The organism is Lachnospiraceae bacterium JLR.KK002 (assembly GCA_036941025.1).
Classification (GTDB): domain Bacteria; phylum Bacillota; class Clostridia; order Lachnospirales; family Lachnospiraceae; genus Petralouisia.
In genome coordinates this window covers 1,800,653-1,821,734 of sequence record JAYMNP010000001.1, presented here as the reverse complement: position 1 = coordinate 1,821,734, position 21,082 = coordinate 1,800,653, and the positions used below count along the sequence as shown (strand labels likewise).

Here is a 21,082-nt window from a genome sequence, read left to right as displayed (position 1 = left end):
GAAATTATGAATTTATTTGATATTGTGGGGCCTGTGATGGTAGGGCCGTCCAGTTCCCACACAGCGGGAGCGGTGCGCATCGGCCATATTGGCCGGCGGCTGCTGAACGAGCCGGTGGCAAAAGCGGAAATCTGCCTGCACGGTTCTTTCCTTGCGACGGGGAAAGGCCATGGAACGGACCGTGCACTGATAGCAGGATTATTGAAAATGAGTACGGACGACGAACGAATACCGGACAGTTTCGCCTGGGCGGACAGAATGGGGCTTGCATATTCCTTCCGGGGAATTGAACTGCGGGACGCCCATCCCAATTCCGTTTTGATGAAGCTGACCGGAACAAAAGGACGGTATCTGGAAGTCGTGGCTTCATCCCTGGGCGGCGGAAGGATTAAAGTCTGTGAGATTGACGGAGTGGAAGCTAACTTCTGCGGAGACTATCCCACGCTGATTGTACGGAATCAGGATGAGCCGGGACATGTGGCGGAAGTTACTTCCATGCTGGCCCATAAATCCGTCAATATTGCAACCATGCAGCTATACCGGGACAAGCGGGGCGGAAATGCGGTGCTGGTGCTGGAATGTGATAAGGAAGTTCCCAGGGAATCCATAAAGTGGCTGGAAAAATTAGAGGGAATCCACAAGGTTACCTATCTGAGCCTGGAAGAAGAAAAGGAAGAACAGGAAGAAAAAGAAGAAAAAGGGTGAAAGAAAAACAGAAGAAAGGGTAAAATGCAAACACACATCTTTCACCCTTTGCGTTTGCGCCTCAGACGAAAATGCAGGTATTTTCGCCTGAGACCTGGTGCAAATCATGAGTTTTCACTCGCTGAATGAAATTATAACTGCCGCCGCAGAACAGAAAAAGCCCTTTTTCCGTATTGTGATGGAAGATGATATGTCAGAACGCATGGTATCAGAGGAAGAAACTTTCTCTGCCATGCGGCATATGTATGATACCATGGGCAGGGCGGATGAATCTTACGACGGAACACTGAAATCTGCCAGCGGCCTGGTGGGAACGGACGGGCAGAAACTGGAGGAAGCCTTAAAGGCCGGGAATACCATTTCCGGCAGCTTTATGAGCCAGGTCATGATACGGGCACTGAAAATGGGAGAATCTAACGCCTGTATGAAGCGGATTGTGGCGGCGCCCACCGCAGGCTCCTGCGGGGTGATGCCGGCAGTTTTTCTCACGTATCAGGACTGTTTTGGCGTATCCGGTGAAAAGATGACGGAGGCCATGTTCACTGCCGCAGGCATTGGAACCGTCATTGCGGAGCGGGCGTTTATTGCAGGAGCCACGGGAGGCTGCCAGGCAGAAATCGGAAGCGCCAGCGCCATGGCCGCCGGAGGCCTTGCGTACCTGATGGGCGGCGGGGAACAGGAAATTATCCATGCCGCCGCTATAGCGCTGAAAAATCTCCTTGGCCTGGTCTGCGACCCGGTGGCAGGGCTGGTGGAAGTGCCCTGCGTGAAGCGGAATGTGATTGGAGCCGTAAACGCTGTTACCAGCGCGGATATGGCCATGGCCGGGATTACCAGCCGGATACCGCCGGACGAAGTAATCGACGCCATGCGCACCATAGGGATGGCTCTGCCCTGTTCCCTGAAAGAAACAGGAGAAGGGGGCCTTGCGGCCACGCCCACGGGACTGAAAGTGATGGAAGAACTGGTGAAGCCGGAAAGAGACAGAAACAGGCAGTAACAGCAAAGACCTGTCATGCGAAAGCATGAAAGTCCGTTCCTGCAGAAGAAAAAATATGCGCAGCTCGCGGAGATGAAATGTATTGCTCCGCAATCCGCTGGCGCACAGAGAATGCGTTATGTGCATTCTTTTTTTTGTTTAAAAATATTTAAAAGTATTTAAAAATATTGAAGTCATATACCCGGCGCCTTCGTTATAGATAAATGACAGGTAGTGAAGAAACGAAAGGAGGCGGATAGAATCGGTAAAGAAGAATATTTTGGTTACCTGCTGGATACATACGAAAGACTGGTGTATTCCATCTGCTTTAAGATGACGGGCAACCAGTTTGACGCGGAAGATCTGACACAGGAAACTTTTTTATCTGTTTATAAAAATCTTGCCACCTTTCAGAAAGATTATGAAAAGGCCTGGATATGCAAGATTGCAACCAACAAAGGGCTTGATTTTTTAAAAAGCGCAAAAAGGCGCAGCGAGCCGAAAGAAGATACGTATTTTGAAGAACTGAAAGACGACGGGGAAAGTCCGGAGGAGGCTTATTTAAGGCGGGAATCAAAAGAATATGTTTACACTGTCTGTCAGAGCCTGAAAAGTCCCTATAAGGAAATTGCCACGGAACATTTTTACCGGGAGAAAACAGCCAGGGAAATTGCGGAAGAGTCAGAGAAAGGAATCAAAACGGTCCAGACGCAGATTTACCGGGCAAAAGCCATGATTCGCAAAATAATGGAAGGGAGGGCTGCCGGATGACGAGAAACCATACGGAAGAAGGAACTTATACCGAAGGGACGGAACGGACATCGCATACACCTGCAACAGTGCATATTTCCAGGGACCTGTTCTGCGACTGGCAGGAGGGAAAACTGAAAGAGCCGGAAGAAACAGATTTTTTCACCCATATCGGTGCCTGTACCTTCTGTGCGGAGCGGTTTGGAAGCTGGATGGAAGAAGGGTTCCCGGAATATGAGGATTCGGAGCTGATTTCAGACGGGAAGCCGGAAGAATGCAGGAAATTTGCACAGAGTATGCAGGAAGAGCCGCCCCGGTATTTAAAAGAAGAGATTTTAAACAGAACCCGGCAGCTTGACGTGCAGGCGTCTGTAAAGCTGAAAGAGACTTCCAGACAGGTACAGCTTATGATTTACAGTCTGAAAGTGGGGCTGGCGGTGGCCGCTTCTATCTTTCTGCTGACGATAACGGCCAATGTACAGAATTTGGAGCCGAATGTATTGGAAAATCACCGGACGGAACAGACACAGGAGAGCCGGGAGAGAGAAGAAGGCGTTGTGGGCAAACTGAGGCGCCACAGTAAAGAAATCACCGGGCTGCTAAATGATATCAGCAGCGGATTATTCCGTATAGAAATGGATGGTTCTGAAAATGAAAGAAATCAGGAGGTAACAAGATGACAAAGAAGAAAAACGGATTTTTAGCCTTTTGCTTTTCCCTGATACCAGGGGCGGGTGAAATGTACATGGGATTTATGAAACAGGGGGCCAGTATTATGGCAGTGTTCTGGATACTGATTTTCCTGGCGGCATTTTTAAGCATTGGGCCGGTACTTTTCATACTGCCGATTCTGTGGTGCTACAGCTTTTTTAATGTGCACAATATCCGGGGAATGTCAGATGAAGAATTTTATGCACTGGAAGACGATTATCTGTTTCATCTGGAGCGGATGCTTCCGCTGGAAAAATGGGACAGAAAACGGAACAATATTCTGGCTGCAGTGCTGATTATCATTGGAGCGGCCATGCTGTGGGACTATATGATGGATTATCTGCGGTGGCTGATTCCAGGTGAAATTTACTGGAATATTATGGACAGCGTTCCCAGAGTATGCGTAAGCATATTGCTGATACTGGGCGGACTTTACCTGATTCGGGGTAAGAAAAGAGAACTGGAGGAAAAAGACGGGAAGCAGGAGGAGCTGATGAAATGAGAACCAGAAGAGTTGGAAGCATTACATGTGGAATCCTGATGATACTTTTTGGAATTTTGTTTATGGTGCATATGTTTTATCCGCCCCTGTCTCTGGAAATTATCATGAAGCTGTGGCCTCTGATACTCATTGCACTGGGCGGAGAACTGCTCGCCTCCAATATGAAGAAAGGAGAGGGGCAGGAAGAAATACTCAGATACGATAAAGGGGCCATTTTCCTGGTGTTTCTTCTGGCCTGCTTTGCAGCAGGTATGGGGATTCTGGAATACTGTATGAACTTTTATGCACAGTACGGAGTGGTTTACTACTGATAAAATATTCGCGAAAAAGAGAGCTGGTAATGCTGCGGCAGGCCAGTTCTTTTTTATCTTACAGGAAATACCATGTCACACTGAAGCATGAAAGTATTTCCTGTAAGACAAAACAATTATGCGCAGCTCGCGGAGAGGAAGTTTATTGCTGCGCAATCCGCTCGCGCGCGGAGAATGCGCTGAACGCATTCTTTTTTCAGAAAATACCATGTCACGCTAAAGCATGAAAGTGCGCTCTGTACCTCATTTTTTCAAATCTTTGATTTTCTGTTGTTAAAATCCTACAAAAACCAACATGCAAAACTGTGTATAATCTACAAAGTAACAACAAAAGTGAAAAATGATATTGCATTTTTTTGAGAATGGAGTTATACTTGCCATATCAGATGAAAACGTTACCGGGAAAGTTACCGGAAAGGTTACCGGCAAAGATTTCAGTAAGGTTTTCAGAAAAAACACAAATCAACAGGAGGATGTAAAATGAAAAAGAAATTAGTATCATTGATGCTGGTGGCAGCTATGGCAGCAACTATGGCAGCCGGCTGCGGAAGCAACAACGGAAACAAAAACGATGCTGCTGACAACAGCGGAAGCACCACAGAAGAGAGTACAGACGACAGTCAGGAAGAAAGCAAGGATGACAGCCAGGCAGCCAGCGGGGACGGCGCTGTGTATTATCTGAACTTCAAGCCGGAACAGGCAGATCAGTGGAAAGCTCTGGCAGAGACTTATACCGAGCAGACAGGTGTTCCTGTAACGGTAGAGACAGCAACTTCCGGAACATATGAGTCCACACTGAAATCTGAGATGGCAAAAGAAGAAGCACCCACACTGTTCCAGGTAAACGGACCGGTAGGACTTGCTTCCTGGGCAGATTACTGCTATGACTTAAAAGAAAGCGCACTGTACAAGAACTTAAAGAGCGATGATTTCGCACTGATTGCTGATTCCGGCGAAGTACAGGGTATTGCATATGTTATTGAAACATACGGACTGATTTACAACAAGAAGCTGCTGGCTGATTACTGCGCACTGGACGGAGCAAAAATCAAAGACGCTTCCGAAATCAACAGTTTTGCAAAATTAAAAGAAGTAGCAGATGATATGCAGGCAAAGAAAGACGATTTGGGAATCAACGGTGCATTTACTTCCGCAGGTATGGATTCCTCCTCTGACTGGAGATTCAAGACTCATCTGGCCAACCTTCCGATTTATTATGAATATCAGGCAGACGGTATTGAAACTACCGACGCAATCAAAGGAACCTATCTTGACAACTACAAAAATATGTGGGATCTGTACATCACAGACTCTACCGTAGAGCCTACCATGTTATCCAGCATGACCGGTGAAGATGCAGCAGCAGAATTTGCAATGGGTGAAGCAGTATTCTATCAGAATGGTACATGGGCTTACAACGATATCAAAGACAACGAAGTAGCAGACGAAGACCTTGGTATGCTTCCAATCTACATCGGCGTAGAGGGAGAAGAAAATCAGGGGCTCTGCACCGGTTCTGAGAACTACTGGTGTGTAAATAAAAACGCTTCTCAGGAAGACATCGACGCAACACTGGCATTTGTAGAATGGGTTATCACATCTGATGAAGGACGTACTTCCTTCCGCGATGAAATGGGATTCGTAACTCCGTTCTCCACCTTTACCGATGAATATCAGCCGGCAAATCCGCTGGTAGCAGCTTCTCAGGAAGATATCGACGCAGGACACGCAACCGTTGCATGGTGCTTTACCACAATGCCTTCTGAAAACTGGAAAAACGGTGTAGGAAGCGCATTACTTGAGTATGCACAGGGCACCGGCGAATGGGATGCAGTAAAGACAGCGTTTGTTGACGGATGGGCAGCAGAAGTCCAGGCAGTAAGCGAATAAGATTTCACTGCAAAACATATCAGAAAAAGAAATACGGGGGTGGTAGGCGCCACCCCCATTTTCAGAACATGGGAGGTAATTTATGCAAAAATCACTTAAAAAATATTTTCCTGTTTTTGCACTGCCGACTCTGGTAGCATTTACAATTGGATTCATAGTTCCTTTTCTTATGGGTATCTATTTATCATTTTGTAAGTTTACGACAGTTACCGATGCAAAATTTGTAGGTATCAGTAATTATTTTAAAATATTTACAGACAAAACATTTGGGCACGCACTCTGGTACACTGCCGCATTTACAATTGTGTCCGTGTTATTGATTAACGTACTGGCATTTGCAATTGCGATGCTTTTAACAAAGGGAATTAAGGGAACAAATATTTTCCGAACCGTATTTTTCATGCCGAACCTGATTGGCGGTATCGTTCTTGGATATATCTGGCAGTTATTGTTAAACGGTATTCTGGCACATTTCCAGAAAACCCTGACTTATAATTCAGCCTATGGATTCTGGGGTCTGGTTATTCTGATGTGCTGGCAGCAGATTGGTTATATGATGATTATCTATATTTCCGGTATCCAGAATATTCCGGGAGAACTGATTGAAGCAGCAAAAATTGACGGTGCCACCAATGCTCAGATTTTAAAGAACGTAACCATTCCAATGGTAATGCCTTCCATTACCATCTGTACCTTTTTAACACTGACCAACGGATTTAAGCTCTTTGACCAGAACCTGGCGCTGACCAACGGAGAACCTTCCAATATGTCAGAACTGCTGGCGCTGAATATTTTCAACACCTTCTACGGCCGGTCAGGATTTGAAGGCGTGGGCCAGGCAAAAGCAGTAATATTCTTTATTCTGGTAGCATTGATTGCCGTTGGACAGAACTATCTTACAAGACGTAAGGAGGTGCAGCAGTAATGGGTGTAAGAAAAGCAAAACACGGATGGATTTATACCATATTTTTCAGTTTACTTTCTGTTGCATGGGTATTTCCGATTGTGCTGGTGCTGATTAACTCTTTTAAAAAGAAAGTATATATCAGCCGGAAGCCCTTTGCGATTCCCACAGACAAAATGTTTGTAAAATGGGATAATTATGTCAATGGTATGGAGAAAATCCATTTCTTTGACGCATTTAAAAATTCCCTGTTTATCACCGTATTTTCCGTAGCGGTTATTATTTTATGTACTTCCATGTGCGCATGGTACATATCCAGGGTAAAATCTAAATTTTCTTCCGGAATGTACTATTTATGTCTGTTTTCCATGATTGTACCGTTCCAGATGGTAATGTTTACGTTATCAAAATTAGCAAATATGTTGCATTTATCCAGCCCGGTTGGTATTATATTAGTATATCTGGGATTTGGAGCCGGTCTGGCGGTGTTTATGTTCTGCGGATTTGTACGTAGTATTCCGCTGGAAATTGAGGAAGCAGCCATGATTGACGGCTGTACCCCCGTTCAGACATTTTTCCAGATTGTATTTCCGATTTTAAAACCCACCTGTATCACCGTGGCAATTCTTCAGGCAATGTGGATCTGGAATGACTATCTGCTCCCGTATCTGGTACTGGACATCAAACGCTGGAAGACCATTCCCATTGCCATTCAGTACCTGAAGGGTGGATATGGTTCTGTGGATATGGGCGCCATGATGGCAATGCTGGTGCTGGCGATTATCCCGATTATCGTATTTTACATGGCATGTCAGAAACACATTATCGAGGGTGTTGTGGCAGGTGCGGTAAAAGGCTAGATTTAAGATAAGGTGGGAAATGATATGTTGACCATAAAAGATATTGCAAGAGAATCCGGATATTCGGTAAGTACCGTGTCCAGAGTGCTGAACAACCGCAGGGATGTGAGTCCGGAAGCTAAAAAAAGAATTACGGAAATCGTGGCAGCGCGTCATTTTGTGCCCAATAACAATGCCAGACATCTGAAACAAAACAGCAGCAAGGCCATTGCAGTGCTGGTAAAAGGTACTTCCAACATGCTTTTTGCCAGTATTGTGGAGGCCATACAGAAAAGAGTGGAGGCCACCAGATATACGGTGAGCATCAATTATATTGATGAAAATGATAACGAAGTGGAAGAGGCTGCGATTGTCTGCCGGGAACACAAGCCGCGGGGTATGTTGTTTCTGGGAGGCAATCCCAGATTCTTTGAGCAGTCATTTCAGAAAATAAATGTTCCATGTGTCCTGGTTACCAATCAGGGGGCGGATCTGGGATTTGATAATTTATCCAGTGTGTCCACAGATGATGAAGCGGCAGGGGAATATGCCATAGATCATCTCATCGGGCAGGGGCATAAAAGAATCGGAATACTGGGGGGCGATTTTTCTCTGTCCCATACCAGCAAGCAGAGATATTCCGGGTGTGTCAGAAGTTTTCAGAAACATCAGATTTCCTTTGAGGAACAGAAGTATTATGAGAAATCAAGTTTCTCGTATGAGAGTGCTTACGGGGCCATGAAACGCCTTCTGAAGAAGGCAGAAGACATCACTGCTGTATTTGCCATGAGTGATGTGACGGCCATTGGGGCAATTCGTGCCATTATTGACAGCGGCCGGCGCGTGCCGGAAGATATTTCTGTCATGGGATTTGACGGAATTACCATGGCGGAGTATTATAATCCCAAACTTACCACCATTCAGCAGCAGTATCAGGTTCTGGCGGTAAGGAGTGTGGAAATATTATTACAGAATATAGACATGGAACCTGTGCCTGTCCATGAGATCATTCCGTTTCATCTGGTACAGGGAGAAAGTGTAAAAACGATAGATTCATCCGGGGAAACTGAGACAGGCAGACCGGATGGCAGTAAACAGATTTGATAACAGGAGGTACGCGTGATGCGTAGTAGTGGAGTTTTAATGCATATTTCATCTCTGCCCTCTCCCTACGGGATTGGAACACTGGGAAAAGAGGCGGAAAAATTTGTGGACTTTCTGGTGAAGGCAGAGCAGAGTTACTGGCAGGTGCTGCCCATCTGCCCTACCAGTTACGGAGATTCTCCCTATCAGTCTTTTTCCAGTTTTGCCGGTAATCCTTATTTTATAGATCTGGAAAAGCTCTGTAAAGAAAAACTCCTCACCCGAAAGGAATGCCAGTCTTATGAGTGGGGAAGGGATATTACCAGGGTAGATTACGGAATTCTCTATGTAAACCGTTATGCGTTATTACATAAGGCTTTTGACCGGTTCCGGAAAAATATACCGGAGGATTATGAAGGATTCTGTCAGGAACAGGCAGACTGGCTTAATGATTATGCCCTGTTTATGGCGCTGAAAGACGCCCATGAGGGAACAGCCTGGAGTGAATGGGAGGAAGACCTGCGGCTGCGCCGGGAAGAAGCGCTGCAGAAAGCCGGCGAAGAACTGGAAGAAGCGACAGAGTTCTGGAAAGTGCTGCAGTATCTTTTTTACAAACAGTGGAACAGCCTGAAAGCATATGCCAATGAAAGGGGAATCCGGATTATCGGAGATGTGCCCATTTACGTGGCCATGGACAGTGCGGATGTGTGGGCAAATCCCTCTCAGTTTTACCTGAACGAGAATCTGGTGCCCATTGATGTGGCGGGATGTCCGCCGGATGCATTTTCGGATGACGGTCAGTTGTGGGGTAATCCGCTGTTTCGCTGGGATGTGATGGAACAGGACGATTACCGCTGGTGGAAGAAGCGGCTGGATAAAATGTCAAAACTCTTTGACGTGGTGCGTATTGACCATTTTCGGGGCTTTGAGTCTTATTATGCCATTCCTTTCGGAGATAAAACAGCCAAAAACGGAGAGTGGAGGAAAGGCCCTGGTATTAAACTGTTCCGTTCCATTGAAAAGGAACTGGGCAGACTGGATATTATTGCAGAGGATCTGGGATTCCTGACAGAGGCGGTTCATGAAATGCTGGAGGAATCCGGCTATCCGGGCATGAAGCTGATTCAGTTTGCTTTTGACAGCAGAGAGGACGGAGACTATCTGCCCCATAATTACAATAACAATTCCGTAGTCTATGCAGGAACCCATGATAATGATACTATTCTGGGATGGATGAAGACCGCGCCCAGACCCTGTGTGGCCTTTGCAAAAGATTACCTGAATCTGAATAAAGACGAGGGGTATCACTGGGGGGTAATGCGGGGCGTCTGGTCCAGTGTCAGCGATACTGCCATAGTGACCATGCAGGATTTACTGGGAATTGGAAGTGAGGGAAGGATGAATACCCCTTCCACCCTGGGCTGTAACTGGATGTGGCGTATGAAACCGGGAGCTGTTGACAGCAAACTGGTGAGGCGCATTTGCAAACAGGTGGAGCTGTATGGCAGAGCGCCGAAGCAGGCCGGAGCTGCTGAGTAAAGTCAGCAGAGAAAGCAGACAGGATATGTATTATTTTATTGTAAATGTGGCTTCCAGAACAGGGAAAGGCAGAAAAATCTGGAGGAGACTGGAGGCAGAACTGAAAGAGAGGAAGGTGGCTTACCGGGCCTTCCTCACAAAATATAAAGGCCACGCCGGAGAACTGGCGGAAAAACTGACGGAGAAATATCAGGAAGAAGTGATTTCTCTTGTGGTGGTGGGCGGCGATGGTACGGCAAATGAAGTGGTGAACGGAATCCGGGATTTTGCCGGTATACGATTTGGCTATATTCCCACGGGTTCCGGCAATGATCTGGGCAGAGGGCTGGGTCTTCCAAAAGACCCGCTGGCTGCCCTGAAACGGATTCTGGAGTCTCAGGAACTGTATGAAATGGATATCGGAAAGGTATCCTGGGGCAGGAATCCGGAGAAAAGTGCATATTTCAACATCAGTTCGGGGATTGGCATGGATGCGGAAGTCTGCAGACGTGTCAATGCCGCCGGAATGAAAGTGTTTTTAAACAGGCTCCATCTGGGAAGGCTGTCTTATTTTATTCAGACCATACTGACACTGGCAGAACTGCCGGATGTTCAGGCAAACCTTCAGTTTGACCAGGGAGAGAAAAAGAGAATCCAGGGGCTGATTTGCATGGCTGTGATGAATCACAGATGTGAAGGCGGCGGTCTTCCCATGGCGCCGCAGGCTTCGGATCAGGACGGCAGGTTATCTGTCTGTTATATTTACGGGGTGGGAAAATTGCGGGCCCTGTTTCTTCTGTTTACCCTGCTCAAAGGGAAACATGTGGGATTTCAGGGAATAGAGGTGGCTGACTGCGAATCCTGTACCCTGTGGCTGCAGGAGCCCATGACCGGCCATATGGACGGAGAAGATCTGGGCGATCCGGTGCGGCTGCGGTATGAATGCCTGCCGGGTGCGCTGAAAGTTATGAAATGAGCCGGTATTTTACCTTAATCTTTGTACAAATTTTAGCATTCCATGCAAACCTTCTGCATATACTGATAACAGTAGAACAGGAGGTTTTTTTATGGAAAATATTAATACCGGTACATATAATATTTACAAAGACATCAGTGCCAGGACGAATGGAGACATTTATATCGGGGTGGTGGGGCCGGTGCGAACAGGCAAATCCACTTTTATCAAACGATTTATGGATGTGATGGTGCTGCCGGAAATGGAAGATGTGCACAGCAGGGAGCGGGCTACCGACGAACTGCCTCAGTCGGCTCAGGGCAAAACCATTATGACTACGGAGCCGAAATTTGTGCCGAAAGAGGCTGCAAAAATCAAACTGAACGAGGATCTGGAAGTGAGCGTCAGACTGATTGACTGCGTGGGATTTATGGTAGACGGGGCAACCGGGCATATGGAAGAGGGCGCGGAACGTATGGTAAAAACTCCCTGGTTTGACTATGAGATTCCCTTTACCCAGGCAGCGGAAATCGGTACTCAGAAAGTAATCCGGGAGCATTCCAATATCGGGATTGTAATTACCACGGACGGTTCCATTACGGAACTTCCAAGGGAAAGCTATATTCCTGCGGAAGAAAAAACCGTTGCAGGTCTGAAAAAAATCGGAAAACCGTTCATCTTACTGCTGAACACCCAGAAGCCTTACGGAGCGGAGAGCCAGAAGCTGGCGGAAGAACTTTCGGAAAAATATGGTGTTTCCACTCTTCCGGTGAACTGCGAGCAGCTCAGAAAAGATGATATTTTTCGGATTCTGGAAGGGATTCTCTATGAATTTCCCATTGAACGGGTGGATTTTTTCCTGCCGAAGTGGGTGGAAATGCTGGATAATACCCATAAAATCAAAGAAAATGTTATCCAGAATGCCATGCAGATTTTAAAGAAATTTACTTATGCCAAAGATGTACGGAATACGGAGCTGGTACCGGAAGGAGAATATGTACGGAGAATGAAGCTGGATAAGGTGGAATTGTCCAGAGGATGCGTACAGATTGTAATTGATATTGACCAGAAATATTATTATGAGAATATGAGCGAGCTTACCGGGGTTCCCATATCCGGCGAATATCAGCTGATTTCCATGATTCGGGAATTATCCGCCATGAAAAAAGAGTATGATAAAGTGGGAAGCGCCATGGAAGCGGTGAAACAGAAAGGGTATGGCGTGGTAACGCCCCAGCTTACGGATATTGAAATCGAGGAACCGGTGCTGATTCGCCACGGCAATAAATTCGGGGTGAAAATCAAAGCGCAGTCTCCGTCCATACACATGATTAAAGCCAATGTGGAGACGGAAATTGCTCCGATTATCGGAAGCGAGGAACAGGCTCAGGACCTGATTGGGTATATCAAAACTTCCAGAGAACAGGAAGAAGGAATCTGGCAGACCAATATTTTCGGGAAATCCATCGGAGAGCTGGTGGAAGACGGAATCCGCAGCAAGATTACCATGATGGACGACGAAAGCCAGGTGAAACTGCAGGATACCATGCAGAAAATTGTCAATGACAGCAATGGGGGACTTGTCTGTATTATTATATAAGATATATAAGAGAAATTTGTTTTTGAGAAAATGGTCTTTTTATTCTGCAGGAAGAGATTTTCAGGCGTTAGCGTGACACGGTATTTTCTGTAAAATAAAAAAGGGACACGGCAGCAGGGCCAGTGTCCCTTTTTGCGGAAAATGCTCCGTCTGTCTTTGGACAAAAGCATTTGTGCGACAGTATTGTCTGATCAGAATACCTGTAACTGTCTGTTGAATGCATTGATGTAAATACTGTGAATTTCCTGTTCTGCTTTGACATCGTTGCTGAGTTTTATGGATTCGTTTAATTTTCTGGATAAATCGAGATGAGCTTCTGCAATGATTTTGATATTACGGTTTGTTTCATTTTCAAGGATAAGACTGATTTTAGAAATTTTCTTTTCCAGAGAAGGTATTTTTGCAATTTCTGTTTCCAGAGAAGAAACTCTCTCATCCAGAGAAGAAACTTTTTCATCCAGAGAAGAAACTTTTTCATCCAGAGAAGAAACTTTTTCATCCAGAGAAGAAACTTTTTCATCCAGAGAAGAAACTTTTTCATCCAGAGAAGAAACTCTTTCATCCAGAGAAGAAACTTTTTCATCCAGAGAAGAAACTCTTTCATCCAGAGAAAAAACATGTCCTTTTACCGTCTGCATATCATCATACAATGCCTGCAGCAATTCTGTATTTGTCATATGGCCCCTCCTTTCTTAGTATTTCCTGTAGTATACCATATGGGAAAAAGAAAGTCCAGGGGAAATCAGAAACACAGATTTATCTGTGTTTCTGCTGTTACTGTTCACACCTTACAGGTGTGAACAGTAACGACATCCGGTCATTTAAAGTCACCTTTGGTGAGGGGCCGGATGTCCGGCAGCCACTACTTCTTTGGCCGGACACCGTGCAGCGTGATGCACGGTGTCGTGTGAACGGCAACTTTCTGCTATACATTTTCCGGAAAGTTCAGTATAATAGGGAACAGGTTATAGATTACCTGAAACAGAATGGAGGAAGACATGAAAATTACATATATTCATCACAGTGCTTTCTGTGTGGAAACAGAGGGCCGGGTACTGGTTTTTGATTATTACAGAGGAGATTATATCCCTTCCTGCGTATATCATGGGAATATGCCGGAATTTCCCGCGGACACGCCCGTTTATGTGTTTGCCAGTCATGAGCATGGGGATCATTTCGATGTGGAAGTACTGAAATGGAAAGAAAAGTATCCCAATATCCGCTATATTTTTGCCAGGGAAATAAAGAGAAAACTGGGCAGTGCCTTTCTGCGCCGGCTGGGTGTGGCGGAGAATATAAAAGAAAGTATCACATATGTGAAACCGGGGGAAACGCAAAGGACAGATGATATAAAGGTAGAAACACTGCTGTCCACAGACAGCGGCGTGGCATTTCTGGTAACGGTTGCCGGAAAAACCATTTACCATGCAGGGGATCTGAACTGGTGGAGGTGGGAAGGGGAACCGGAGAAAGACAATGATTATCAGGAAAAGACCTATAAGGAGCAGATAAATCTGATTTCAGGCAGGAAGATTGATCTGGCTTTTGTGGTAATGGACCCAAGACAGGAAGAAGACCGATATCTGGGGATTGATTATTTCAGAGAACATGTACAGGCAGAATACATTGTGCCCATGCATATGTGGAAACATTATGAGCTGGTGCAGGAATATGTGAATCTCCCCCGGAACCGGGAGAGCAGGGAACAGATTCTGGGCGTGGAACGGGAGAATCAGGAAATCCTGCTGAAGGAAATATAAAATCGGAGGAAACATATGGAAGTAAAAATATATACGGACGGAGCTGCAAGGGGGAATCCCGACGGGCCGGGAGGTTACGGGGCAGTTCTGACTTATCTGGATGCTTCAGGAAAACTGTATAAAAAGGAAATTTCAGCCGGATACCGGAAAACAACCAACAACCGCATGGAACTGATGGCGGTAATCCGCAGTCTGCAGGAGCTGACAAGGCCCTGTCAGGTAGAGCTGTATTCAGATTCCAGATATGTGGTGGACGCCTTTAACCAGAACTGGATTTGGAGCTGGCAGAAAAAGGGCTGGAAAAAATCTGACGGGAAGCCGGTAAAGAACATAGATCTCTGGCAGGAGCTGTTACAGGCCATGGCGCCTCATAAAGTAAAATTTATATGGGTAAAGGGCCATGACGGACATGTTATGAATGAACGCTGTGATGAACTGGCGACTTCCGCTGCAGATGGAGACCATTTACTGGAGGATACTTGAAAAACTGTGTTTCATATGATATTATATGCCCTGAAGACGAAAGGCGCAGGACAGATTTGACAGGAGGTGTTTCTATGGCATTTTTAGCCAGTTTTATACAGACAGCAATAAAATTTATTCTGATGGCGGCAGTAGCCGGATGCGGACTTTTCTTTGGAAAAAAACTGCGCGACAGAAAAGATGCGAAGACTGCGGCAGAAGAGCTGACAGCGAAAGAGAAATAGACAGTGGAGGAAATTGGTTGTGAAGAAGTATGGAGTAAATGAACTGCGCAGGATGTATCTGGAATTTTTTGAGAGCAAAGAACATCTGGCAATGAAAAGTTTTTCCCTGGTGCCCCACAATGATAACAGCCTGCTGCTGATCAATGCGGGAATGGCGCCCTTAAAGCCATATTTTACAGGGCAGGAGATTCCGCCCCGGAAACGGGTGACCACCTGTCAGAAATGTATCAGGACCGGAGATATTGAAAATGTAGGTAAAACAGCAAGACATCTTACTTTTTTTGAGATGCTGGGAAATTTTTCCTTTGGGGACTATTTCAAGCACGAAGCCATTGCCTGGAGCTGGGAATTTCTGACGGAAGCGATTGGCATGGAGCCGGAGCGTCTGTATCCTTCTATTTACGGGGAAGATGACGAGGCATTTGAAATCTGGACGAAAGAAGTGGGAGTTCCGGCAGAAAAGATTACCCGTTTTTATCGGGATGAAAATGGAAAATGCGATAATTTCTGGGAACACGGGGCAGGACCCTGCGGACCCTGTTCCGAGATTTATTACGACAGGGGAGAGGCTTATGGCTGCGGCAGCCCGGACTGTAAGGTGGGCTGTGAGTGCGACCGCTTCATGGAAGTGTGGAATAATGTATTTACCCAGTTTGACGGGGACGGACACGGTAATTACGAAGAACTGGCCACCAAAAATATTGACACAGGCATGGGACTGGAACGTCTTGCGGTGGTGGTGCAGGATGTGAATTCCGTGTTTGATATTGATACCATGAAGGCGATTCGGGATAAAGTATGCGAGGTATCCGGCAAAACGTACCGGACAGACGCCATGGACGATGTGTCCATCCGTCTGATTACAGACCATATGCGTTCCGCCACCTTTATGATTTCCGATGGAATCATGCCTTCTAACGAAGGGCGCGGCTATGTGCTGAGGCGTTTAATCCGGCGGGCAGCCCGTCATGGCAGGCTCCTTGGGATTGGCGGAAAGTTCCTTGCTACCTTAAGTGCAACCGTGATTGATGAGAGCAAAGACGGTTATCCGGAACTGGAAGAAAAGAAGGAATTTATCTTTAAGGTTCTGACTCAGGAAGAAGAAAAGTTTGACAAAACCATCGATCAGGGCTTAAGTATCCTGTCAGAAATGCAGGAAGAAATGAAGGCGGCAGGAACCTGTGTGCTGTCGGGCGAACATGCGTTTAAGCTGTATGACACTTATGGATTCCCGCTGGATCTGACCCAGGAAATTCTGGAAGAAAAAGGATTTTCCATTGATGAGGAAGGATTCCAGGCCTGCATGGAAGAACAGCGCAATAAGGCCAGAAGTGCGCGGAAAGAGACAAACTATATGGGTGCGGACGCCACGGTATACGACGAGATAGATATTTCCGTTACCTCTGAATTTACAGGATATGACCATCTGGTACACACTTCGAAGATTGCGGTGCTGACTACGGAGACAGAACTGACAGAAGCGCTGTCAGACGGTGACCGCGGAACCATAATTGTAAAAGAGACTCCGTTCTATGCCACTATGGGCGGACAGAATGGAGATACGGGCGTAATCCGGGCGGGAGAAAATGAATTCCGTGTGGAAGATACCATCCATCTGCGGGGCGGCAGAATCGGCCATGTGGGTGTGGTAACTGCCGGAATGTTTAAGACAGGAGATGCGGTGGAACTGTCTGTGGATGCAGACAGACGTGCTCTGACCGGCAGAAACCACAGTGCCACTCATTTGCTTCAGAAAGCGCTCAGGGAAGTGCTGGGAACCCATGTGGAGCAGCATGGCTCCGATGTGAACGCGGACAGGCTCCGGTTTGATTTTTCCCATTTTGCCGCTATGACGCCGGAGGAAATTGCCCGGACAGAAAATATGGTAAATGAAAAAATAGCATCCGCTCTGCCTGTGGTGACAGAGGTAATGAGTCTGGAGGAAGCCAAAAAGACAGGCGCCATGGCACTGTTCGGCGAGAAATACGGTGATTCCGTCCGGGTGGTTAAAATGGGAGATTTTTCCGTGGAGCTGTGCGGCGGAACCCATGTGGAGAATACCAGCAGTATCAGTGCCTTTAAGATTATTTCCGAGTCCGGCGTGGCAGCCGGAGTGCGCCGCATCGAGGCGCTGACTTCCAGAGCCGTATTTGAATACTATGACAGACTGGAAAGAACCGTTCACGAGGCTGCCAGAACAGTGAAAACCAATCCTGCAGGTCTGGTGGAAAAGCTGGAGCATTTAATGGCGGAAATGAAGGCGCTGCAGAGCGAAAATGAATCCTTAAAGAGCCGTGCGGCCCAGGATGCTCTGGGAGACGTTATGAATCAGGTTACAGAAGTAAAAGGCGTGAAGCTCCTTGCCGCCAGCGTTTCCGGCGTGGATATGAACGGACTGCGTGACCTGGGCGACCAGCTGAAAGAAAAACTGGGAGAAGGGGTGGTAGTCCTTGCTTCCGAAAAAGACGGTAAGGTGAACCTGATTGCCATGGCTACGGACGGCGCCATGAAGCAGGGCGCCCACGCTGGCAACCTGATTAAAGCCATTGCCGGAAAAGTGGGCGGTGGCGGCGGCGGACGTCCCAATATGGCTCAGGCAGGAGGAAAGAATCCTTCCGGAATACCTGATGCCATAGCAGAAGTGAAAACTGTTCTGGAGGGTCAGATGTAACAGCATTGCTGTGATGGAAAATTTTCCATAAAACAGTTGACTTACTAAAAATATCTGTTATAATTAATAGCAGTGCAATAAAATGACCCAAACAGTTGAATATGCACAATACGCAACTGGAGGGAGGTTAGGTGTGAGACTATGTCAAATGTGATCGTTAAAGAAAACGAGACTTTGGATAGCGCTTTACGCAGATTCAAAAGAAACTGTGCAAAAGCTGGTATTCAGCAGGAAATTCGTAAAAGAGAACATTACGAAAAGCCAAGCGTAAGACGCAAGAAGAAATCCGAAGCGGCAAGAAAGCGTAAATATAATTAAAAGTTAAAAGACCCCTGTATCATCTGGCAGCAGATGATACAGGGGTCTTTTGTGCTTAACGCAGTACGTTCAGCATACTGCGTATGTTCCGGGGCACCGCAAATGGCGCGTTGGCGCGTCGGTTTCAGTTATCTGCCCCAGGCTCTTTCAGAGCTTCTCCGATGTCAAGGGCAATACAGAGGGACTGCTGTTCAATTTCTGCCGGAACACAGGATTCTTCCAGATTAATGCATACATAAGAAGATTCTGGATTGCGGTATGTCATCTGCCAGAAAGGATATTTGATAATTCCAGGCGTGTTTGCGCCAACTCCAAGCTCCAGATATAACATATTCTGTTCTTTCCGGCTGTGTATAAAGTCCTGATACCGGGCTGCCGCCCTGTGCCAGCCTTCGTCCTCCACAAAGGTACCGTCCGCCCGCAGATTCATGGTCATGGGTGCGCCGCAGATGGGGCAGAAAGGAACCAAATCCGATGGAACACGCATATTCTGCTGGCGGGTAACCATTTTTTGAATCACCGTTTCATTGTCGTATGTTTTATTGTGGCAGGGTACGGAACACTGCCACAGTCCGTAGTCCCCCTGAGTATAAAACAGCCTCTGCTTATCAAAACCGGCTTTCTGGAAACAGTGATCCACATTCGTTGTCAGAACAAAATAATCTTTGCCTTTTATCAGATGATACAAGTCATCATATACAGATTCGGGAGGATTCTGATAACGGTTGATATATACATAGCGGCTCCAGTATGCCCAGTATTCTTCCGGCGTTTCATAGGGATAAAAGCCTGCCGAATACATGTCCTTCAAACCGTATGCTTTTATAAAGTCAGAAAAATTATCCTCAAACCGTTTACCCGAATAAGTAAATCCTGCAGATGTGGACAGCCCGGCTCCGGCGCCAATCAGAATAGCGTCTGCATGTTGGATTTTACGTCTGAATTCCGTAAGCTTTCGGGTTTCCGGCATATGTTTCCTGCCGTTGCCGGCGGTTGTTGCTGCTGTGTTCTTAAAATACATGAAAAATCACCTCCGGAAGATTTCCTTTTTGTTCACAGGACAGAAATTATTCCTCCTGATTTTTAATTTTTGCGGATTGTTTTTCCCGCCTGCAGAAATATAATACAATCGCAGAGACAAAAGTTAAAGTACGCACTTATATATGCCATAGTTACCGGAAAGAAACCATTGAGAAGAAATGGGGGGACAGCGTATAAACAGAAAAGCAGCAGGGTCTGCCTCAGCGAAGCGAGGGTACTCGCACGAAGGGTATTATGCCGCCGGGGCGACCGTGCCCGGCGCGTCAAATCCTCCAGGTTCCTCAGGATTGAGGGATTCAGGGAGCCTCTGCGGACCAGTCCGCTTTTTTAGTCATATTCCCGCAGGCCTGTACATATATATGAAATCAGGAAGCGAGGAGGACAACTTATGGAGGAAATTATCAGTGTATTTCCATCAATTCTGAAAAATCTCTGCCGGAGAAGTTTTGAAGAAGGCAGAGAGCCGGAGGAATTCCGGCTGCGTATCGGGAGACCTGTGATGGTGCTGGACCAGAGCGGAGAGTGGTACTGGAGCAGGGACGGGCAGACTGTTCAGACCTGCTCCGGCGGCAGTTATATCTGGAGCGAACAGGATATGAAAGAAACTCTGTCCAGAATGAGCCAGTATTCCATGTACGCACTGGAAGAGGAAATCCGCAACGGGTTTTTTACCATACAGGGCGGACACCGGGTTGGTGTGGCAGGAAAAGCAGTCTGTGAACATGGGAAAATTCTTACCATCCGCAATATATACAGCCTGAACGTCCGTGTGGCAAGACAGAAAAAAGGATGCGCGGAAAATGTAATCCCATGGCTGGTACAGGAGGGAAGTATTTACAATACACTGATACTTTCACCGCCGGGAGCCGGGAAAACCACCATGCTCCGGGATTGTATCCGTTTGTTGTCAGAGGGGACGCCCCGGCTTCCGGGACAGAAAGTGGGAGTGGTGGACGAGCGCAGCGAGTTGGCAGCCGGATTTTCGGGCATACCCCAGAATGATCTGGGAAGCCGCACCGATGTACTGGACGCCTGTCCCAAAGCAGAAGGAATGCGGCTTCTGGTGCGCAGCATGTCTCCCCGGATTCTTGCAGTGGATGAGCTGGGCAGCAGGGAGGATTATCTTGCAGTGGAGGAGGCCCTTCACTGCGGCTGCCGGATTCTGGGCACCATGCATGTGGGCAGAATAGAGGAATTGAGGGAAAAGCTGTATTTATCCCAGTGGCTGGAGCGGGAGTTTTTTGAGCGTTTTGTATTTTTGAGTCCGGGACAGAAAGGGGAGAGAAGGTTTTCCGTGTATGACGGAAAGCTGCGGAAATTATGTTAAAACTGACAGGGAGCCTTCTGGTGATTGCAGCGTCTCTTCTGTATGGCTGGAAAGTGAATGAAGAACTTCGGGAGCATGTGGACCAGCTGGCGGGCATGAAGGAAATGTTTCTGATGTTGCAGGGAGAGATTTCCTATGCCAGGACGCCGTTAAAAGAAGCATTCCGGCAGGTGGCGTCCCAGGGAAAGGAGCCTTTTTCTTCCTTTTTGCAAAAAGCTGCGGAAGGTCTGGACGGGACAGAGGAAGGTATGGGAAAGTTCTGGAGCAGGCTGGTGGACCAGGAAGCGGAAAACTTTTATTTTACCAGAGAAGAATTCGGGCTTTTCAAACGGGCAGGGGAGAATTTTGGATATCTGGATACCGGAATGCAGTTAAAGAATCTGGAACTTTATATGGAGCAGACGGAAGGTCTGCTCCGAAAAGCCCAAACGGAACTGGAGAACAGGCAGAAGGTGGCCAGAATCCTAAGCCTGTCCTGCGGCCTGTTTCTGGTAATTCTGCTGATTTAGCG

The 21,082-nt window shown here is 46.9% G+C and carries 22 protein-coding genes; 20 read left to right on the top strand and 2 right to left on the bottom strand.

Going from position 1 to position 21,082, the window contains the following annotated elements; translation table 11 throughout:
• Positions 1-6 precede the first annotated feature (6 nt).
• The 13 genes from sdaAB (at position 7) to spoIVA (ending at position 12,747) form a co-directional block, all read left to right on the top strand.
• A complete protein-coding gene (gene sdaAB, locus VSQ32_08805; GenBank protein MEH2942959.1) occupies positions 7-705 on the top strand; it encodes an L-serine ammonia-lyase, iron-sulfur-dependent subunit beta in 699 nt (232 codons plus the stop codon).
• Positions 706-811: 106 nt separating this feature from the next.
• Positions 812-1,705, top strand: coding sequence for an L-serine ammonia-lyase, iron-sulfur-dependent, subunit alpha (gene sdaAA / locus VSQ32_08800; GenBank protein MEH2942958.1), 894 nt, complete (start codon positions 812-814; stop codon positions 1,703-1,705).
• 213 nt (positions 1,706-1,918) lie between these two features.
• Positions 1,919-2,455 carry a sigma-70 family RNA polymerase sigma factor gene (locus VSQ32_08795; GenBank protein ID MEH2942957.1) on the top strand — a complete coding sequence of 179 codons (537 nt, stop codon included), beginning with the start codon at positions 1,919-1,921 and terminating at the stop codon, positions 2,453-2,455.
• Positions 2,452-3,114, top strand: coding sequence for a hypothetical protein (locus tag VSQ32_08790; GenBank protein ID MEH2942956.1), 663 nt, complete (start codon positions 2,452-2,454; stop codon positions 3,112-3,114). The genes VSQ32_08795 and VSQ32_08790 overlap by 4 nt, the downstream gene beginning before the upstream one ends.
• Complete coding sequence (locus tag VSQ32_08785) at positions 3,111-3,647, top strand: hypothetical protein (GenBank protein ID MEH2942955.1); 537 nt, start codon at positions 3,111-3,113, stop codon at positions 3,645-3,647. The genes VSQ32_08790 and VSQ32_08785 overlap by 4 nt, the downstream gene beginning before the upstream one ends.
• The gene (locus VSQ32_08780; GenBank protein MEH2942954.1) at positions 3,644-3,958 is read left to right on the top strand and encodes a DUF5668 domain-containing protein; all 315 of its coding nucleotides are present in this window, start codon (positions 3,644-3,646) and stop codon (positions 3,956-3,958) included. Before VSQ32_08785 ends, VSQ32_08780 begins: the two co-directional genes overlap by 4 nt.
• 480 nt (positions 3,959-4,438) lie before the next feature.
• Complete coding sequence (locus tag VSQ32_08775) at positions 4,439-5,848, top strand: ABC transporter substrate-binding protein (protein MEH2942953.1); 1,410 nt, start codon at positions 4,439-4,441, stop codon at positions 5,846-5,848.
• Between the two features lie 82 nt (positions 5,849-5,930).
• A complete protein-coding gene (locus VSQ32_08770) occupies positions 5,931-6,773 on the top strand; it encodes a sugar ABC transporter permease (GenBank protein MEH2942952.1) in 843 nt (280 codons plus the stop codon).
• A complete protein-coding gene (locus VSQ32_08765) occupies positions 6,773-7,612 on the top strand; it encodes a carbohydrate ABC transporter permease (GenBank protein MEH2942951.1) in 840 nt (279 codons plus the stop codon). The genes VSQ32_08770 and VSQ32_08765 overlap by 1 nt, the downstream gene beginning before the upstream one ends.
• 24 nt (positions 7,613-7,636) lie before the next feature.
• Positions 7,637-8,695, top strand: a complete 1,059-nt coding sequence (locus tag VSQ32_08760) for a LacI family DNA-binding transcriptional regulator (protein ID MEH2942950.1) — start codon at positions 7,637-7,639, stop codon at positions 8,693-8,695.
• 18 nt (positions 8,696-8,713) lie between these two features.
• Positions 8,714-10,213, top strand: coding sequence for a 4-alpha-glucanotransferase (gene malQ, locus VSQ32_08755; protein ID MEH2942949.1), 1,500 nt, complete (start codon positions 8,714-8,716; stop codon positions 10,211-10,213).
• On the top strand, positions 10,176-11,168 hold the full coding sequence (locus VSQ32_08750; protein ID MEH2942948.1) for a diacylglycerol kinase family protein: 993 nt from the start codon (positions 10,176-10,178) through the stop codon (positions 11,166-11,168). Before malQ ends, VSQ32_08750 begins: the two co-directional genes overlap by 38 nt.
• Positions 11,169-11,259: 91 nt before the next feature.
• Complete coding sequence (gene spoIVA, locus VSQ32_08745; protein ID MEH2942947.1) at positions 11,260-12,747, top strand: stage IV sporulation protein A; 1,488 nt, start codon at positions 11,260-11,262, stop codon at positions 12,745-12,747.
• A 191-nt stretch (positions 12,748-12,938) separates the two neighbouring features.
• Here spoIVA and VSQ32_08740 read toward each other — a convergent pair whose 3' ends face one another.
• The gene (locus VSQ32_08740; protein ID MEH2942946.1) at positions 12,939-13,424 is read right to left on the bottom strand and encodes a hypothetical protein; all 486 of its coding nucleotides are present in this window, start codon (positions 13,422-13,424) and stop codon (positions 12,939-12,941) included.
• 321 nt (positions 13,425-13,745) lie between these two features.
• Here VSQ32_08740 and VSQ32_08735 point away from each other — a divergent pair, with 321 nt between their 5' ends.
• The 5 genes from VSQ32_08735 to rpsU all read left to right on the top strand — a co-directional run bounded on the left by VSQ32_08735 (position 13,746) and on the right by rpsU (position 18,203).
• Positions 13,746-14,507 (top strand): MBL fold metallo-hydrolase, encoded by a 762-nt coding sequence (locus VSQ32_08735; protein MEH2942945.1) that lies wholly within the window; start codon positions 13,746-13,748, stop codon positions 14,505-14,507.
• A gap of 15 nt (positions 14,508-14,522) precedes the next feature.
• Complete coding sequence (gene rnhA, locus VSQ32_08730; protein MEH2942944.1) at positions 14,523-14,990, top strand: ribonuclease HI; 468 nt, start codon at positions 14,523-14,525, stop codon at positions 14,988-14,990.
• 74 nt (positions 14,991-15,064) lie between these two features.
• Positions 15,065-15,214, top strand: a complete 150-nt coding sequence (locus VSQ32_08725) for a hypothetical protein (protein MEH2942943.1) — start codon at positions 15,065-15,067, stop codon at positions 15,212-15,214.
• 19 nt (positions 15,215-15,233) lie between these two features.
• On the top strand, positions 15,234-17,885 hold the full coding sequence (alaS, locus tag VSQ32_08720) for an alanine--tRNA ligase (GenBank protein MEH2942942.1): 2,652 nt from the start codon (positions 15,234-15,236) through the stop codon (positions 17,883-17,885).
• A gap of 141 nt (positions 17,886-18,026) precedes the next feature.
• Entirely contained in the window at positions 18,027-18,203 is a 177-nt protein-coding gene (gene rpsU / locus VSQ32_08715; GenBank protein MEH2942941.1) for a 30S ribosomal protein S21, read from the top strand.
• Between the two features lie 124 nt (positions 18,204-18,327).
• Here rpsU and VSQ32_08710 read toward each other — a convergent pair whose 3' ends face one another.
• On the bottom strand, positions 18,328-19,173 hold the full coding sequence (locus VSQ32_08710) for a Sir2 silent information regulator family NAD-dependent deacetylase (GenBank protein ID MEH2942940.1): 846 nt from the start codon (positions 19,171-19,173) through the stop codon (positions 18,328-18,330).
• Positions 19,174-19,632: 459 nt separating this feature from the next.
• Between VSQ32_08710 and spoIIIAA the strand changes: the two genes are divergently transcribed.
• Both spoIIIAA and VSQ32_08700 read left to right on the top strand, forming a co-directional pair.
• Positions 19,633-20,571, top strand: coding sequence for a stage III sporulation protein AA (spoIIIAA, locus tag VSQ32_08705; protein ID MEH2942939.1), 939 nt, complete (start codon positions 19,633-19,635; stop codon positions 20,569-20,571).
• Entirely contained in the window at positions 20,565-21,080 is a 516-nt protein-coding gene (locus VSQ32_08700) for a stage III sporulation protein AB (protein ID MEH2942938.1), read from the top strand. The genes spoIIIAA and VSQ32_08700 overlap by 7 nt, the downstream gene beginning before the upstream one ends.
• Positions 21,081-21,082: the final 2 nt, after the last annotated feature.